Below are 16,065 nucleotides of genomic sequence, written 5' to 3' on the forward strand. Positions count from 1 at the left end.
TGCCGCGCTGGTTGTAGAACTGCACCACCCAGTCCGGGTCCATGGGCATGTTGGTGACGATGAAGCCGACACGCGGGAACAACTCGCCCGGATGCCATTCGATCTTGGCGACCACGCGGCGCGGCTTGTCCCAGGACGCCGCCTGATACTCGAAGTCCTCGTAGAACCGCTTGACCTTGGTCGGCGAGGGTCGCCCCACGGGTCGGGTCAGCCGATGCGCGATCTTCTCGCGCAGGACGTTGTTCGCAGGCAGCCGGATGGCGTAGAAGAACCGGGCTTCTTCCAGCCGCTCATAGATCGCCGGGATCGCGTAGGCGGCATCGGCCCGAAAGAACCGGCCGCCAAGGTCGCGCCCCGCGTAGCGGGCGATGACGGGGTCGAGGACATCCCGCCAGCCCTCGGCGCTGTGGACGTTGCCGTTACGCAGGGCGCACCGTTCCAGCATGCCGAACTGGTTGAACAGAAAGTTCGGGTGATAGCAGGCGCAGTCGAAATGCCCATTCCAGGCCGCGCCCTCCTGATCGCCATGGGTCGGGCTGACCGAGCTGTCCATGTCCAGCACGACGTACTTCAGCCCATTGCGGTCATGGAACCGGTCAATCCATTGCCCGTTCAGGTCGGCCAGCGCGGCACGGTTCTCGGCCAGAGCGAGGGTCTCGGTCTCGAACCGCCCCATCTGTGAGGCCGAGGCCGCCTGCGCATCGACCGCTCGGCCACCCACAACCTGACGCATGACCGGGTCAATGGCCAAGCGGTCGGCGTCATTCACATCCTCGTATCCGGCTAACCGCCCGAACACCGATTGCCGGAACAACCCGTCGAGACGATGGACCGTGTTCTTGCCGCGTCGCGTGTCGCGCAGCGCCGCTGACGCCAGATCGGACAACCCGAGCGCGTCATCCATCTCCCGCATCACCAGGAGGCCACCATCCGAACTGAGCTGCGCACCTCGAAATTCCAGCCGCACGCGAGTGTCGAAATCCACCCGATCTGCCCGCTGCAGGCTCGCACCCTCTGGGTGATCCATGAAACATGTCCCTCGAAGCCGACAACGCCATGATTTATAAACAAAATATCACCATCATGACAGCGAAATCAGCACCTTACTTGGGAAATGTGGGTCAACATCGACATCCCTGGTCCGACTGACAAAATCCAATTTGTCGTCGCCCCAGGCGAGTCTGTGGTGTTGGTTGGCGCGAACGGCGCGGGGAAAACGCGCCTAGGAGTTCATATTGAGCGACAAGTAAAAAAGCCCGCTCATTGTCACCGTATCGCAGCACAAAGAGCACTGACACTTAACACAAAAATTCCCGCAAAGAATCTTGAGACAGCGCTCCGCGAACTGCATTATGGTCATCCAGACTCAAGCAAGGAAAGCCAGAAAGAAATTACTAGGTGGCAGAATAAGCCTGCTACTGCTCTATTGAATGACTATGACAAGCTCTTGGCAGCATTATTTGCTGACGAAACTGAAGTCTCCGTTCGCTATCGACAAGAAAAACGTCGCGACCCGGACACCCCGGAAGTCGAAAGCAAACTCGACTTACTGAAGGCCGCTTGGGATAGACTGCTACCACACAAGCAACTGGATATTGGCGGGAATAACTTGAAGATCAAGGCCTCGGACTCAGACCATGCACCCTACGACGCAGGGGAACTAAGTGATGGGGAGCGGGTGATCTTCTATATGTTTGGTCAAACGCTGCTCAGTCCGGAAAACTCGCTGATAATTATTGACGAACCGGAACTCCACATCAATCGCGCAATTTTGGCGCAGGTTTATGACGAAATTGAAGCATTAAGATCGGACTGCGCCTTTATCTACATCACACATGATCTAGACTTCGCAGTCACGCGCCAAGCCGCAAAATTATTTGCGCTTAAATCATGTATGTTTCCTAACCCGAGGAACGCCAATGATTGTCGTTGGGATATTCAGAAGGCGCCTGAGAACACGGATCTTGATGAAGAGCTTGTTGCAGCAATTGTCGGAAGCCGTCGAGCAATCTTGTTTACGGAAGGCCAAAAAGGAAGCCTTGACGCAGGCATTTATCGCTGGGCATTTCCAGAATTAACATTAATTCCTTGCGGTTCTGCGAGCGCAGTAATTCATGCTGTCACAACTTTCAATCGGCAAGTTCATCTTCATAGATATAAAGCTTGCGGAATTGTCGACTTCGACCACCGAACTGACGCCGAAGTGAGCCGCCTCTCCGAAAACTTGGTACGGGTGCTTGATGTTAGTGAAGCTGAAAACCTACTCTTATTACCACATGTCTTAATCGAGGCAGCACTCTGCCTGCATCACACGCGTCCGGAAGCCGAGACAATCGTTGCGAAGGTTAAGGCCAAAGTCATTGCTAAGGCAACGGACGAAATTTCGGCGGTCGCGCTGCGAAAAACGAAGAGACACATCGACACCCTTCTCAAACAAATTGACTTCAACTCAAAGGATATTACCGAATTTGATGAAACGTTTACGACATCGATTAAGCGAATTTCTCCAGTGGATATGGCTAATAGCTTTGAGGGCGCCTTTACGAAGTATATTGAGGCCGATGACTACCAAAGTGTCATAAGAGAGTTCGACTCGAAATCACTCGTTGAAATTGCCGCCCAAGCGCTCGGCTTAAGGTCGCGCAAAGAGTTACAAGACTTTATTGGTCGGATACTACGCTCACGCGAAGGGGAAAATCTTGCGGCGATAATCCGCGACTGCGTTAGTCTTCCAGGGTTGCAGCTTGCTGATGACGTAAGAGAAGTAGAGAACCCTTAGCAGTGGAAGGAGCGTGCTCGCACACCCCCCCCCACCGATTTCCCTTGCCACCCCGCTCCGGACCTGTCACACACGTTCTGCAAACGTTATCCACCTCGACCAGCTGTCTCCCTTAACACCGGCGCTCAGTACTCGATACGGAAAGACTGACGCCAGGCTGCCGCACCCTGCGGGCAGCGTTAAGTACAGGAGACCACGGACATGGCCAATGGCACCGTGAAATGGTTCAACGCCACCAAAGGCTTCGGCTTCATCCAGCCCGCTTCGGGCGGCAAGGACGTTTTCGTCCACATCTCGGCCGTCGAGCGTGCGGGCCTCACCGGCCTCGCCGATGACCAGAAGGTGACCTACGATGTGGAATCCGGCCGCGACGGCCGCGAGTCCGCATCGAACCTCGCCCTCGCCTGAGCCGGCGACCGATCCGGCAAGAGGGCGCGGCGGAGCGATCCGCCGCGCCCTTTTTCATTCGCCCCTCCGGCCTGCGCGCACCCTAGCGCCGCCGCGAGAGGCCGCGCGTCCGGCGCCGGATGGCCCCTTGCCCCTTGCAATTCCGGCGGCGACATGCCAAGTATTTCACTGCTTCGCTATCCCTACTCGACCACTGTCTCGCTTCACGGCCGTCAGTCTCGATCAGGACAGACAGGCCAGGCTGCCGCACTACCGCGGGCAGCACATGAAGAAGGAGACCACGGTATGGCTACTGGCACCGTGAAATGGTTCAACACCACCAAAGGCTACGGCTTCATCGCGCCCGATACGGGTGGCAAGGACGTGTTCGTCCACATCTCGGCCGTCGAGCGTTCGGGCCTTACCGGCCTCGCAGACGACCAGAAGGTGACCTACGATGTCGAATCCGGCCGCGACGGCCGCGAGTCGGCGACGAACCTGTCCCTCGCCTGATCGGCGACCGACCGGACCGCAAGGGGCGCGGCGGAGGGATCCGCCGCGTCCTTTTTTGTGCGCATCCGCCACTTGACGTGCCCGCGCCCGCTTCGGACACTCGGCGCCATGCCGATGCTCGCCATCCTCACCAACTGCCCTGACGAAGCGACCGCGGACCTCATCGCGGAGGGGCTCATCCTGGCGCGGCTCGCGGCCTGTGCGAACCGGTATGCACCTATCACCTCCCTCTACCGCTGGGAGGGCGCGGTGGAGCGGACCGTCGAGATCCCGCTGCTTCTGAAGACCCGGCCAGAGCTGGCCGAGCGCGCGGAGGCGGAGATACGCCGCCTTCACCCCTACGACTGCCCGCCTATCCTGCGCGTGCCGCTGGAGGCCAACGCCGACTTCCTGGCCTGGATCGCCGACGAGACGCCCGTCTAGCGCCGCCCGCGACGTCCCGCGCGCCGCGGTCGCAGAGGACGTTCGAACCTCGCCGCGACGGACCGTTCCCGACAGATCCGATGCCGAAACGGGCCATTCGGGCAACAGCGCCGCGCGGATGGCCAAATTATGACCCGTTCATGACACGAAATCGCCGTCTCTCAGGTTGATAAAATCTGTCGGCCGGGCACACTGACCGTATGGGTCTGCTGCCAAACGAAGAGTGATGGAAATGCTTACGCGCCGTTCATTCCTTGCCACCAGCGCCGCCGCCGCGACGCTGCCCGCCGCTGCCTTTGCCCAGGATGTCCAGCTCGCCCCGCGCCTTCTTCCGCAGGAGGTCCGCATCCGCGCGGACATCGCGCCGGGCCAGATCCTCATCCTGCCGAAGAGCCACTTCCTCTACTACGTCACGGCGCCGCGGACGGCGCTGCGCTACGGCGTGGGCGTCGGGCGCGCGGGGCTGGAATTCACCGGCACCGCGACGATCGACGTCAAGAAGGAGTGGCCGACATGGCGCCCGACCGACGAGATGATCGAGCGCGACCCCCGCGCCTATGGCCGCTTCAAGGACAACGATTACGTCCAGCCCGGCGGGCCGGCGAACCCGCTCGGGGCAAGAGCGCTCTACCTCTTCCAGAACGGGCGGGACACCTTCTACCGCATCCACGGGACCAACGCGCCACGAACCATCGGCACGTCGGTTTCGAATGGCTGCATCCGAATGCTGAACACGCATGTGATCGACCTGTATGAGCGCGTTCCGATCGGAACGAAGGTCACCGTGCTGCTTTGACGGAAGCAGGATCCACGCATGCGAACCGTAGTGAGAGTGGTGTTAACCTGACGTAAAGAGCTCTTGTGCCACCTTGACCACGATCGATGATGGAGTGTCCCACATGGCCTTGGCTGCCCTGATGATCGGAAGCCTCGCCGGCCTTTTCCTTGGCGCCGCGGCCGTGGCCTTCGGGGCGGGATGGCTGGCGGCTGTCGCGATCTATGCTCTCGGAGGCGCGGCAGCGACCGTGCTGCTCCTGGCCCGTCCCTTCTGTCGTGACGATTACACCGCCGAAAGCACGGATGCGATGAAGGCTTCGCAACCGTCCTGCGACAACGCGGCGGTCCATCGAACGGGCCAGTGATCGGTTGACGGCACGGAACGTGACGCAGAGCGCGGCCGCGAGCGACGCGCGCCCGGTTGAACACTATGACATCCTGGTCATGGGCGCGGGGCCCGCAGGGGCGGCGGCCGCACTCACCGCGGCCCGTCACGGGATGTCCGTCGCCCTGATCGACCGGCGCCGCTTCCCACGCGACAAGCTTTGCGGGGGCGGGATCACCGGCCGATGCGCCGCCGCCCTCGAGAGGTTGCTCGGCCACCCCCTGCCCGGACACCTTGCCGAAGAGCGCGGCACGTTCGAATTCCATGCCCATGGCGCCTCTCTCGGTACGGTCGATGGCGTGCCGCCGATCCACCTTACCACGCGGCGGGCCTTCGACACCTATCTTCAAAGCACGGCGATCGCCGCAGGCGCCGATGACCGGAGCGGGCAGAAACCTACCGGCATCGACCCCGGCAAATGCCGGGTCACACTGGACAGCGGCGCGACGCTGGAGGGGCGCATCCTCATCGGCGCGGACGGGGTCGCGAGCACCACTGCCCGGTCGCTCTTCGGCCGCGCCTACGACCCGCACCAGGTCGGCTTCGCGATGGAGGTCGAGGCCCCGCCAGAGCAGGACACGCCCGACCGGGTCCGCATCGACTTCGGCGCGGCGGAATGGGGCTATGGCTGGCACTTCCCGAAATCGGGCAGCGCGACGATCGGCGTGGGGGGACTGCACGGGCGGAACCCCGAGATGCGCGCGGCCCTCGAGACCTATCTGCGCGGCCTTGGCGTCGATCCCTCCATGCAGAAGGTGAAAGGGGCGTTCCTGCCCTTCGGCGCTTTTCGGCGCATACCGGGGCACGGTCGGGTGCTGCTTGCAGGCGATGCCGCCGGGCTCGTCGATCCGATAACGGGGGAGGGTCTCGCCCACGCGATCGATAGCGGACGGATGGCGGCCGAGGCCGCAACGGAAGCCCTGGCCGAGGACCGGCCGGAGACAGCGCTCCCGCTTTACCGGAAATCGCTCGGCCCGATACACGGCGCCCTTCGCCACGCGCGGGCGCTGCGCCTCGTCATCTACGCGCCGCCCCTCAAAGCGGGCTTCATCCGCGCCTTCCGTGACTCCCGGACATTGCGCCACGACTATCTGCGCATGCTGGGCGGGCAGCGTGAGTATGCCGACATCATGGCCGCCCTCCTGCGACGCTTGCCCCGGCATCTCTCACGCAGCCTTCTGGCCCCGGCAAGGGCGCACTAGGCCAGTTCGCGCACCCAGCCGGTGATGGCCTCCGCACGCTGCACGCCGGCCTGCCGTCCGCGCTCCCGCCCGCCCGAGAAGGCTGCGAGCATGGGAATACCGCGTATGTTGTAGCGGGCGCTCGCCTCCGGATGGTCCTGGGTGTTGAGCTTGGCGAAACGCGCACTGCCGTTGAGCGTCTCGGCCGCCTTCGCGAATTCGGGCGCCATCATGCGGCATGGCCCGCACCAGGGCGCCCAGAAATCGACGACAAGCGGAACCTCGTCGGCGCGCGCCGCCTTGGCGAGGATCTTCGCGTCGATCTCTGCCGGTTTCTTCGGAAACAGCCGGGCACCGCAGGTGCCGCATTTCGCGGCCGCCGCCGGACGCTCCGCCGTGACCCGGTTGAACTGCCCGCAGGCGAGGCAGGTAAGCTTGCGCGTGGACATGGAACGGGCTCCTCGTATTCCATTTTCGATATACTTAGAGATCCGAACGGCGATTTGAAGACCGGGCCCGAACGGACAGATATCAGACAGGAACGGCCCGCCGCATAAGAATACTCTGAAACCGCACATGGAACGTCGCTCAGGCGTGGCTTCCCCGGAATTCTTTACATTTTCCGATATTTCCACAGGCACCCCCAAGGAAGCACGGCTCCACCCGCGCCGCGCAATCCACAATACCGCACGCGATGGAGTTGCGCCCCTCAAGGCCTTGTCCGCAATAAATTTTTCGCGCCGTGGCGCATGGGATGCCGCTTGCGCCGTCAGCCCTCCGCCGCGGCGTCGGCTTGTTCCGCGAGCATCAGGACACGCGGACCAAGCGCCTCGACAATGCGCGCCACCCCTTCGGCATTCGGGTGGATGCCGTCGGGCTGAAGGAAACGCCGCGCCGCGGAGGGGTCGCCGTTTTCCAGGATGGGCGCGAGGAAGCTTTCGACGTAGAGCGTGTCGTATGTCCCTGCGAGTTCGGGATACATCGCGTCGAAGGCCGCCTTGTAGTCGGGCCCGTAATTCCCGGACGCCTCGAGGCCCACCAGAAGCACTGGCAGCTCGCGCGCCCGCGCAGCCGAGAGGATCCCATCGAGGTTCTTCCGGCTCACCGCGGGATCAATCCCGCGCAGGAGATCGTTGCCGCCGAGCGCCACGATCATCCCGTCCACCTCGGGCGTGAGCGTCCACTCGACACGGGCGAGCCCGCCCGCCGTGGTGTCGCCCGAGACGCCCGCATTCACGAGCCGGACATCGGCGTCCCGCGCATCCAGCCAGTCCTGCATCCGCGGCACGAAGCCGGCCTCCTGCGGCAACCCGTACCCCTGCGTAAGGCTGTCGCCAAGCGCGACGATCACAGTTTCGGCCATCGCGGCGACCGGCGCCGCGATGCAGAACAGTGTCACCGCGGCCGCCTTGCTCGCCCGGTGAAGAACCCCATATCGATAGGCTGGCAGCATGAAATGGACCCTTGCGCATGACTGAGTCGGTTCTCGACCTCCAAGATGTGACCTTGAGGCTCGCGGGCAATGCCGGGCCGGTGGAAATCCTCCACGGAATCACCCTCGACGTGGCGCGGGGCGAAACTCTCGGCCTCGCCGGTCCCTCCGGATCGGGCAAGTCGTCGCTCCTGATGCTGATGGGCGGCCTCGAGCGGGCCACCGGCGGTCGCGTCACGGCGCTGGGGCGCGACCTCACCACGATGGACGAGGACCAGCTGGCCCGGTTCCGGCGCGATCACATGGGTGTGGTCTTCCAGTCCTTTCACCTGATCCCCACCATGACCGCGCTCGAGAACGTCGCGACGCCCCTCGAACTCGCCGGCGCGAAAGACGCCTTCGACAGGGCGCGCGACGAACTCGTCTCGGTCGGCCTCGGCCACCGCACCGATCATTACCCCTCCCAGCTTTCGGGGGGCGAGCAGCAGCGCGTGGCTCTGGCCCGCGCCGCGGCGCCACGTCCCGAGATCCTGCTTGCCGACGAGCCCACGGGCAACCTCGACAGCGCCAACGGGGAGGCGATCATCGACATGCTTTTCGCCCTGCGCGATCGGCACGGCGCCACGCTCGTGCTCGTGACCCACGCGGAAGAGCTTGCCGCGCGCTGCGACCGGATGGTGCATCTTGCCGACGGGCGCGTGGCCGACGCCGCCCGCGCCCGGGCCGCGGAATGAGCTGGCCGGTCGCGGCACGCCTTGCCCGGCGCGAATTGCGCGGGGGCTTGCGCGGTTTCAGGATCTTCCTCGCCTGTCTCGCGCTCGGGGTCGCGGCGATCGCGGCCGTCGGCAGCGTGCGCGCGGCGATCGAGGCGGGGCTCGCGGCAGAGGGCGCGGTGCTTCTGGGCGGCGATGCCGAGGCCGAGTTCACCTACCGGTTCGCGACCGAGGAGGAGCGGGCCTGGATGGAGGGCGTGGCCCGGCAGATTTCCGAGGTCACCGATTTCCGCTCCATGGCGGTCGTCGAGCGCGGGGCGGAAACGGAGCGCGCCCTGACGCAGGTGAAATCCGTCGATGACGCCTACCCGCTGGTCGGCAGCGTCGCGCTGTCGCCCGGGATGTCCCTCGACGCCGCGCTCGCGGGCGACGACGCGCGCCCCGGCGCGGTCATGGAGCGTGTGCTCGCCGACCGGCTGGGCCTTGCGCCGGGCGATGTCTTCCGCCTCGGCACGCAGGACTTCGTGCTTTCCGCCCTGCTCGAACGCGAACCCGACGCGGCCGCCGACGGGTTCGGTCTCGGCCCGCGCACGCTGGTGCGCACGGGGGCGCTGGCGGACTCGCAGCTTCTGTCCGCGGGCACGCTGTTTTCCACGAAGTACCGCCTGGATCTGCCGGACGAGGCCGATCTCGACGCCATTGCCGCCGATGCGCGATCGCGCTTCGAGGAGAGCGGGCTGCGCTGGCGCGACGCCCGGAACGGCGCGCCGGGAATCGCGGCCTTCGTGGACCGTCTCGGCGCCTTCCTCGTGCTCGTGGGGCTGTCGGGCCTCGCCGTGGGCGGGATCGGGGTCTCGGCGGCGGTGCGCGCCTATCTCGCCGGCAAGACCGGGGTGATCGCCACGCTGCGCACGCTCGGCGCCGACCGGGCGACGGTTTTCCGCGTCTACTTCCTGCAGATCGGCGCGCTGGCCCTTCTCGGCATCGTCATCGGCCTCGCGCTCGGCGGGCTTCTTCCGCTCGCCCTCGCTCCGCTGATCGAGGCCCGGCTTCCGGTGCCTGCACGGTTCACGATCTTTCCCGCTCCGCTGGCCGAGGCCGCGCTTTACGGCGCGCTGACCGCGCTCATCTTCACGCTTTGGCCGCTCGCGCGGACGGAGGAGGTGCGCGCCGCCACGCTTTTCCGAGACGCGCTGGAGGGCGCGCGGCTGTTGCCGGCGTGGCGCTATGTGGGGATCACGGTGGCGTTGGTGGCGCTCCTCGTCGGGCTTGCGGCGTGGTTCTCCGAGGCCACGGCGCTCACCCTCTGGTCCGCCGCGGGGCTGGCCGGCGCGCTCGCGCTTCTGGCCCTCTCGGCGCTCGCGATCCGCTGGATCGCGCGCCGCGCCGCGCCGCTTGCGCGGGGACGGCCGGCGCTGCGCTGGGCGCTCGGGGCGATCGGCGGCCCACGCGCCGCCGCGACGCCGGTCGTGCTGTCGCTGGGGCTCGGCCTGTCCGTGCTCGCGGCGGTGGGGCAGATCGACGGCAATCTGCGCGCCGCGATCTCCCGCGACCTGCCCGAGGTGGCGCCGAGCTACTTCTTCGTGGACATCCAGAAGGACCAGATGCCCGCCTTCCTGGAGCGGCTCGAAGGCGACCCGGCGGTGAGCGCGGTGGAAAGCGCGCCGATGCTCCGCGGTATCATCACCCGGATCGAGGGCCAGCCGGCACGGGAGGTCGCGGGCGATCACTGGGTGATCCAGGGCGACCGCGGCGTGACCTACTCCGCCACGCCGCCCGAGGGCACCGTGATCACCGCCGGGGCGTGGTGGCCGGAGGCGTACGCGGGGCCCCCGCTCGTGAGCTTCGCCGCCGAGGAGGCGGAAGAGATCGGCCTCGCCGTGGGCGACAGCATCACCGTCAACATCCTCGGGCGCGACATCACCGCCGAAGTGGCCAACCTGCGCGTCGTGGATTTCTCGACCGCCGGCATCGGCTTCATCATGTCGATGAACCCCGCCGCGCTCGAGGCCGCGCCGCACAGCTTCATCGCCACGGTCTACGCCGAGCCCGACGCCGAGGCCGCGATCCTGCGCGATCTTGCCGGGCAGTTCCCCAACATCACGGCGATCCGGGTGCGCGACGCGATCGACCGGGTCTCGGACCTGCTTGCGGGGATCGCGGCGGCCACGGCCTGGGGCGCCTCCGCCACGCTGCTCACGGGCTTTCTCGTCCTGATCGGCGCGGCGGCCGCGGGCGAAGGCGCGCGCACCTACGAGGCGGCGGTTCTCAAGACGCTGGGCGCCGGCCGCGCGCGCATCCTGCAAAGTTTCGCGCTGCGCGCCGCGCTGCTGGGCGCGGCGGCGGCGGGCGTGGCGCTTGCGGCCGGGATCGGCGGCGGCTGGGCCGTCAGCCATTTCGTGATGGAGACGCGCTTCGCGGTGATCTGGCCCTCGGCCATCGGGATCGTCGCCGGCGGAGTTCTGGCGACGCTTCTGGCGACGCTCGCCTTCGCCTGGAGGCCGCTGGCAGCCCGACCCGCCCAGGTGTTGCGGGCGCGCGAATAGATGGTGCCGGCGTCCGGGCTGGCTGGCGACAGCATGCCGGTGCCGTGCCGCACAGCCACCCGAGGCGCTTCATGCACCTCTTCCCGGCAGGGCAGCCCTTGCCGATCAACCTCGTGCGTCGCGCCGCGCGCGCGGACATCCTGCCGCGCTTCCTCCGCCTGTCCGAAGCCGACATCGGGACCAAGTCCGGCCCGCAGGATCTCGTGACCCGCGCCGGTACCGCTGCCGAGGCGCTGATCGTTGAGATGTCGGGGGTCATCCCCCCTAACCGTCCCCAAGAAGCTCCGCCGCGAGGCCGCGGCGCTTTACCCGGGCCTCCGTCGTGCCGCGTCTCTGCGCGGCTCCGCGACCGTTTCGACATGCTGGCGGGCCGAGGCCGCCTACGCGCGCCGCTACTCCGCGGCCTCCGCATAGTCCGAGACCGGCGGGCAGGTGCAGACGAGATGCCGGTCGCCCCAGACATTGTCCACGCGGTTGACCGGCGGCCAGTACTTGTCGACCCGGAAGGCGCCCGACGGAAAACAGCCCTGCTCGCGGCTGTAGGGCCGCTCCCACACGCCTACGAGATCCTCCACCGTGTGGGGCGCTTGCTTGAGCGGGTTGTTCTCCCGGTCGACGCGGCCATCCTCGATCGCGCGGATCTCCTCCCGGATGCCCAGCATCGCGTCGCAGAACCGGTCGAGCTCCGCCTTGGTCTCGCTCTCCGTGGGCTCGACCATGAGCGTGCCCGCCACCGGCCAGCTCATCGTCGGCGCGTGGAAGCCGCAATCCACCAGCCGCTTGGCGATGTCGTCCACCGTGACGCCGGCGCTGTCGGCGAAGGGGCGCACGTCGAGGATGCACTCATGCGCGATGCGCCCCGACGGGCCCTTGTAAAGCACGTCGAAGGCGCCTTCGAGCCGCCTGGCGATGTAGTTGGCGTTCAGGATCGCCACGCGGGTGGCTTGGGTGAGCCCCTCGCCCCCCATCATCAGGCAGTAGGCCCAGCTGATCGGCAGGAGCGACGGAGAGCCGTAGGGCGCCGCGGCTACCGCGCCCTCGCCCGACACCGGGTCGCCGGGCAGGAAGGGCACGAGGTGCGCCTTCACGCCGATCGGCCCCATGCCGGGGCCGCCACCGCCATGGGGGATGCAGAAGGTCTTGTGCAGGTTCAGATGGCTCACGTCGCCGCCCAGATCGCCCGGCCGCGAGAGCCCGACCATGGCGTTCATGTTCGCACCGTCGATGTAGACCTGCCCGCCATGCGCGTGGGTGATCCGGCAGACCTCGGTCACCGTCTCCTCGAACACGCCGTGGGTCGAGGGGTAGGTGATCATGCAGCCAGCCAGATTTTCCGCGTGTTTTTCAGCTTTTGCACGGAAATCGTCAAGATCGATGTCGCCATTCGCCGCGGTGGCGACCGTCACCACCTCCCAGCCGACCATATGCGCGCTCGCCGGGTTCGTGCCGTGGGCGGAGAGCGGAATGAGGCAGACGTTCCGGTGCCCTTCGCCGCGCGACCGATGCCAGCCCGCGATCGTCAGCAGCCCGGCATACTCGCCCTGGGCACCGGAGTTCGGCTGCATCGAAATCGCGTCGTAACCCGTAATCTTGCAGAGCTTTTCGGAAAGATCCCCAATCAGGTGTGTATAACCTTCGGCCTGGTCCCTCGGCGCGTAGGGGTGCAGCAGCGAGAATTCGCGCCAGCTGACCGGCATCATCTCGGCCGCGGCGTTGAGCTTCATCGTGCAGGACCCGAGCGGAATCATCGCCCTGTCGAGCGCGAGATCGCGGTCGGCGAGCCGGCGCATGTAGCGCACCATCTCCGTCTCGGCGCGGTTCATGTGAAAGACCGGGTGATCGAGATAGGAGCTCGTGCGGGTCAGGCCCTCCGGCAGGCGATACTCCGGCCGCGCCGGATCGTCGGCCCGCTCGATCCCGAACGCGCGCCAGACCGCCTCGATTATGTCGGAGGTCGTGCGCTCGTCGAGGGTGATGCCCACGCGCGTTTCGCCCACGGGCCGCAGGTTCACGCCCTCGTCCACCGCCGATTTCATCACCGCCCGCTGCAGCGCCCCAACCTCGACCGTGATCGTGTCGAAGAAGGTTACGGGTGCGACGGAAAAGCCCGCGGCCTTGAGCCCCTTTGCGAGCCGCACGGTCTTGCGGTGGATGCGCTGCGCGATCGCCTTCAGCCCCTCCGGCCCATGGAACACCGCGTAGAAACCCGCCATGACGGCAAGCAGCGCCTGCGCGGTGCAGACGTTCGAGGTCGCCTTCTCGCGGCGGATGTGCTGCTCGCGGGTCTGGAGCGCGAGCCGGTAGGCGCGATTGCCGTGCGCGTCCACCGACACGCCCACCAGCCGGCCCGGCAGCGCGCGCTTGTAGGCGTCGCGGGTGGCGATATAGGCCGCGTGCGGGCCGCCATAGCCCACCGGCACCCCGAAGCGCTGGGTGGAGCCCACGGCGATGTCCGCGCCCATCGCACCCGGTTCCTTCAGAAGGGTAAGCGCCAGCGGATCGGCAGAGACGACGCCGATCGCCTTCGCCTCGTGCAGCGCGGCAATCTCGGGCCCGAAGTCGCGGAGATGGCCGTATGTGCCTGGATACTGGAAAATGGCGCCGAAGACCGCCGCGGGGTCCAGCGCCTCGGGCGGGCCGACCACGATCTCGATGCCGAGGGGCGCGGCGCGCGTCTTCATCACGTTGATGTTCTGCGGGTGGCAGTTCTCGTCCACGAAGAACGCCGTCGCCTTCGACTTGGCCACGCGCTGGGCCATCGTCATCGCCTCGGCGCATGCGGTGGCCTCGTCGAGCAGCGAGGCGTTGGCGATCTCGAGGCCGGTGAGGTCGCTCACCATGGTCTGGAAGTTCAGCAGCGCCTCGAGCCGTCCCTGGCTGATCTCGGGCTGGTAGGGCGTGTAGGCGGTGTACCAGGCGGGGTTTTCCAGGATGTTGCGCTGGATCGCGGGCGGCGTGACCGTGCCGTGATAGCCCATGCCGATCAGCGAGGTCAGCACCCTGTTCCGCGAGGCGACCTGCCGCATGTGGTGAAGCAGCTCGCGTTCCGACATCGCCCGGCCGAAATCGAGCGGTTCCGCCTGCCGGATCGCGGCGGGCAGCGTCTCTTCCATGAGGGCATCGAGGCTGTCGGCCTTCAGGATGCCGAGCATCTCCTGCATCTCGGCGGGAGACGGGCCGATATGGCGGCGATTGGCGAAATCGTAGGGAAGGTAATCGGTCGGTTCGAACGGCATGCGATCCTCCTTGCCGGAACGCGGCGGTCCCGGACATCATGTTGCCAAAGCGTCTGCCGGGGCCATGCGCCTGCGGGCCCGTCCCCGGATCTGGTCAACTCAGCCGATCAGGTCCTTGTAGGCGGCTTCGTCCATGTAGTCGTCGAGCTGCGAGGTATCGCTCGGCGCGATCTTGAAGAACCACCCCTCGCCGGCCGGGTCCTCGTTGACGAGGGCGGGGTTGTCGACGATCGCGGCGTTCACCTCGACGATCTCCCCGTCGAGCGGCGCGAGGATGTCCGAGGCGGCCTTCACGCTTTCGATCACCACGACCTCGTCGTCCTTCGAGACGGTCGTCCCCTCCTCGGGCAGCTCGACGAAGACGATGTCGCCGAGCTGCGTCGCGGCGTGTTGGGTGATGCCCACCACGATCACGTCCTCCTCGGGGCGCAGCCACTCGTGTTCCTCGGTATATTTCATGGTCGTCACGCGTCGTTCTCCTCGCTTGTCTCAGCGCTTGTATCCGGGTTTCACGAAAGGCAGGTCGCTCACGGCCACGGGCATGCGGCGTCCGCGCACCTCTCCCCAGAGAGGCTGGCCCTGCCGCGCCAGCCGGTCGGGCACGTAGCCCATGGCGACCGGCGCGCCCACCGTGGGGCCGAAGCCGCCGGACGTCACGGCGCCGACGGCCTCGCCGCCGGCCTCTTCCTCGTAGAGCGCGACGCCCGCGCGCATGGGCGCGCGGCCTTCGGGGCGCAGCCCGACCCGCGCCCGCGCCGCGCCGTCCCGCAGTTCCCCAAGGATGCGCGCCGCGCCCGGGAAACCACCCGCCCGCGCGCCGCCCTCGCGGCGGGCGGGCTGGATCGCCCAGCCGAGCCCCGCCTCCACAGGCGTCGTCGCGGCGTCGATGTCCTGGCCGTAAAGGCAAAGCCCCGCTTCGAGGCGGAGCGAATCGCGCGCACCGAGCCCCGCCGGCGCGACATCGGGGTGATCGAGCAGCGCCCGGGCGAGCGGTTCCGCGGCGCCCGCGGGCACCGAGATCTCGTAGCCGTCCTCGCCGGTGTAGCCCGAGCGCGAGACCCACGCCTCGGCGCCGGCCAGATCGAGCGTGGCCGTTTCCATGAAGCGCATTTCGCCGGCGCGCGGATCGAGCGTGGCCAGCGCCGTCTGCGCGCGCGGGCCCTGAAGGGCGAGGAGCGCCCGGTCCGAAAGCACCGTCACGTTGACGCCCGCGGGTTCCAGCCCGGCCCGCAGGATCGCCTCGTCCTCGGTCCGGCGGGACGCGTTCACCACCAGGAAAAGCACATCGCCGCGCCGGGCGATCATCAGGTCGTCCTCGATCCCGCCCGCATCGTTGGTGAAGAACCCGTAGCGCTGGCGCCCGTCGCGCAGGCCCAGAACGTCCTGCGGCACGAGGCCCTCGAGCGCGCGCGCCGCCGCGTCGACATCCGCCGCGCGCACGAGCACCTGGCCCATGTGGCTTACATCGAAGAGCGCGGCGCGCTCGCGCGCCTGCGCGTGCTCGGCCATGATGCCGGCATACTGCAACGGCATCGAGAAGCCTGCGAAATCCACCATCCGCGCACCGAGTTCCCGGTGCAGCGAATCAAGCGTCAGGCGCTGAGCCTCGGACATGGCCCGCCTCTCCTATTACGCCAGGTGGTCGGTTGCGACACGCGCCCGGCATCCCGATCGCGCAGGACCAGCGCCTGCG

General features: G+C 66.7%; 15 protein-coding genes. 9 read left to right on the forward strand and 6 right to left on the reverse strand.

Translation table 11 applies throughout. The annotated features are described in order from the left end of the window. A partial coding sequence (locus AB6A69_RS07875) for an IS1380 family transposase (protein WP_371060368.1) occupies positions 1-1,027 on the reverse strand: 1,027 nt, incomplete at its 3' end. Positions 1,028-1,114: 87 nt separating this feature from the next. Between AB6A69_RS07875 and AB6A69_RS07880 the strand changes: the two genes are divergently transcribed. The 7 genes from AB6A69_RS07880 to AB6A69_RS07910 all read left to right on the forward strand — a co-directional run bounded on the left by AB6A69_RS07880 (position 1,115) and on the right by AB6A69_RS07910 (position 6,466). Further along, positions 1,115-2,779: an AAA family ATPase gene (locus tag AB6A69_RS07880; RefSeq protein ID WP_371060369.1), complete on the forward strand. Its 1,665-nt coding sequence runs from the start codon at positions 1,115-1,117 to the stop codon at positions 2,777-2,779. A gap of 201 nt (positions 2,780-2,980) precedes the next feature. Continuing rightward, the gene (locus tag AB6A69_RS07885) at positions 2,981-3,187 is read left to right on the forward strand and encodes a cold-shock protein (RefSeq protein WP_371037344.1); all 207 of its coding nucleotides are present in this window, start codon (positions 2,981-2,983) and stop codon (positions 3,185-3,187) included. Positions 3,188-3,472: 285 nt separating this feature from the next. Then, complete coding sequence (locus AB6A69_RS07890) at positions 3,473-3,679, forward strand: cold-shock protein (protein WP_371037345.1); 207 nt, start codon at positions 3,473-3,475, stop codon at positions 3,677-3,679. 108 nt (positions 3,680-3,787) lie between these two features. Further along, positions 3,788-4,102 carry a divalent-cation tolerance protein CutA gene (gene cutA, locus AB6A69_RS07895; protein ID WP_371060370.1) on the forward strand — a complete coding sequence of 105 codons (315 nt, stop codon included), beginning with the start codon at positions 3,788-3,790 and terminating at the stop codon, positions 4,100-4,102. A gap of 232 nt (positions 4,103-4,334) precedes the next feature. Continuing rightward, positions 4,335-4,898 carry a L,D-transpeptidase gene (locus AB6A69_RS07900; RefSeq protein WP_371037642.1) on the forward strand — a complete coding sequence of 188 codons (564 nt, stop codon included), beginning with the start codon at positions 4,335-4,337 and terminating at the stop codon, positions 4,896-4,898. A gap of 103 nt (positions 4,899-5,001) precedes the next feature. Further along, the gene (locus tag AB6A69_RS07905) at positions 5,002-5,244 is read left to right on the forward strand and encodes a hypothetical protein (protein WP_371037347.1); all 243 of its coding nucleotides are present in this window, start codon (positions 5,002-5,004) and stop codon (positions 5,242-5,244) included. Between the two features lie 19 nt (positions 5,245-5,263). Beyond that, a complete protein-coding gene (locus tag AB6A69_RS07910; RefSeq protein WP_371060371.1) occupies positions 5,264-6,466 on the forward strand; it encodes a geranylgeranyl reductase family protein in 1,203 nt (400 codons plus the stop codon). Here AB6A69_RS07910 and AB6A69_RS07915 read toward each other — a convergent pair. Continuing rightward, positions 6,463-6,894 (reverse strand): thioredoxin domain-containing protein, encoded by a 432-nt coding sequence (locus AB6A69_RS07915; RefSeq protein WP_371060372.1) that lies wholly within the window; start codon positions 6,892-6,894, stop codon positions 6,463-6,465. The two genes, AB6A69_RS07910 and AB6A69_RS07915, sit on opposite strands and share 4 nt — an antisense overlap. Positions 6,895-7,214: 320 nt before the next feature. Further along, entirely contained in the window at positions 7,215-7,898 is a 684-nt protein-coding gene (locus AB6A69_RS07920; RefSeq protein WP_371060373.1) for an arylesterase, read from the reverse strand. 17 nt (positions 7,899-7,915) lie between these two features. Here AB6A69_RS07920 and AB6A69_RS07925 point away from each other — a divergent pair, with 17 nt between their 5' ends. Next, positions 7,916-8,611: an ABC transporter ATP-binding protein gene (locus AB6A69_RS07925; RefSeq protein ID WP_371037351.1), complete on the forward strand. Its 696-nt coding sequence runs from the start codon at positions 7,916-7,918 to the stop codon at positions 8,609-8,611. Next, positions 8,608-11,136: an ABC transporter permease gene (locus AB6A69_RS07930; protein WP_371060374.1), complete on the forward strand. Its 2,529-nt coding sequence runs from the start codon at positions 8,608-8,610 to the stop codon at positions 11,134-11,136. Before AB6A69_RS07925 ends, AB6A69_RS07930 begins: the two co-directional genes overlap by 4 nt. A gap of 392 nt (positions 11,137-11,528) precedes the next feature. Here AB6A69_RS07930 and gcvP read toward each other — a convergent pair whose 3' ends face one another. The 3 genes from gcvP to gcvT form a co-directional block, all read right to left on the reverse strand. After that, the gene (gene gcvP / locus AB6A69_RS07935) at positions 11,529-14,372 is read right to left on the reverse strand and encodes an aminomethyl-transferring glycine dehydrogenase (RefSeq protein WP_371060375.1); all 2,844 of its coding nucleotides are present in this window, start codon (positions 14,370-14,372) and stop codon (positions 11,529-11,531) included. A 99-nt stretch (positions 14,373-14,471) separates the two neighbouring features. Then, a complete protein-coding gene (gene gcvH / locus AB6A69_RS07940) occupies positions 14,472-14,831 on the reverse strand; it encodes a glycine cleavage system protein GcvH (protein ID WP_371037643.1) in 360 nt (119 codons plus the stop codon). A 30-nt stretch (positions 14,832-14,861) separates the two neighbouring features. Next, on the reverse strand, positions 14,862-15,986 hold the full coding sequence (gene gcvT, locus AB6A69_RS07945) for a glycine cleavage system aminomethyltransferase GcvT (protein WP_371060376.1): 1,125 nt from the start codon (positions 15,984-15,986) through the stop codon (positions 14,862-14,864). Positions 15,987-16,065: the final 79 nt, after the last annotated feature.

Source organism: Rhodosalinus sp. 5P4 (genome assembly GCF_041365695.1).
Taxonomy (GTDB): domain Bacteria; phylum Pseudomonadota; class Alphaproteobacteria; order Rhodobacterales; family Rhodobacteraceae; genus Rhodosalinus.

Coding starts and splice junctions, on each gene's coding strand:
- AB6A69_RS07880 (WP_371060369.1), top strand. CDS start 1,115: ATGTGGGTCAACATCGACATCCCTGGTCCGACTGACAAAATCCAATTT.
- AB6A69_RS07885 (WP_371037344.1), top strand. CDS start 2,981: ATGGCCAATGGCACCGTGAAATGGTTCAACGCCACCAAAGGCTTCGGC.
- AB6A69_RS07890 (WP_371037345.1), top strand. CDS start 3,473: ATGGCTACTGGCACCGTGAAATGGTTCAACACCACCAAAGGCTACGGC.
- cutA (WP_371060370.1), top strand. CDS start 3,788: ATGCCGATGCTCGCCATCCTCACCAACTGCCCTGACGAAGCGACCGCG.
- AB6A69_RS07900 (WP_371037642.1), top strand. CDS start 4,335: ATGCTTACGCGCCGTTCATTCCTTGCCACCAGCGCCGCCGCCGCGACG.
- AB6A69_RS07905 (WP_371037347.1), top strand. CDS start 5,002: ATGGCCTTGGCTGCCCTGATGATCGGAAGCCTCGCCGGCCTTTTCCTT.
- AB6A69_RS07915 (WP_371060372.1), bottom strand. CDS start 6,894: ATGTCCACGCGCAAGCTTACCTGCCTCGCCTGCGGGCAGTTCAACCGG.
- AB6A69_RS07920 (WP_371060373.1), bottom strand. CDS start 7,898: ATGCTGCCAGCCTATCGATATGGGGTTCTTCACCGGGCGAGCAAGGCG.
- AB6A69_RS07925 (WP_371037351.1), top strand. CDS start 7,916: ATGACTGAGTCGGTTCTCGACCTCCAAGATGTGACCTTGAGGCTCGCG.
- AB6A69_RS07930 (WP_371060374.1), top strand. CDS start 8,608: ATGAGCTGGCCGGTCGCGGCACGCCTTGCCCGGCGCGAATTGCGCGGG.
- gcvP (WP_371060375.1), bottom strand. CDS start 14,372: ATGCCGTTCGAACCGACCGATTACCTTCCCTACGATTTCGCCAATCGC.
- gcvH (WP_371037643.1), bottom strand. CDS start 14,831: ATGAAATATACCGAGGAACACGAGTGGCTGCGCCCCGAGGAGGACGTG.
- gcvT (WP_371060376.1), bottom strand. CDS start 15,986: ATGTCCGAGGCTCAGCGCCTGACGCTTGATTCGCTGCACCGGGAACTC.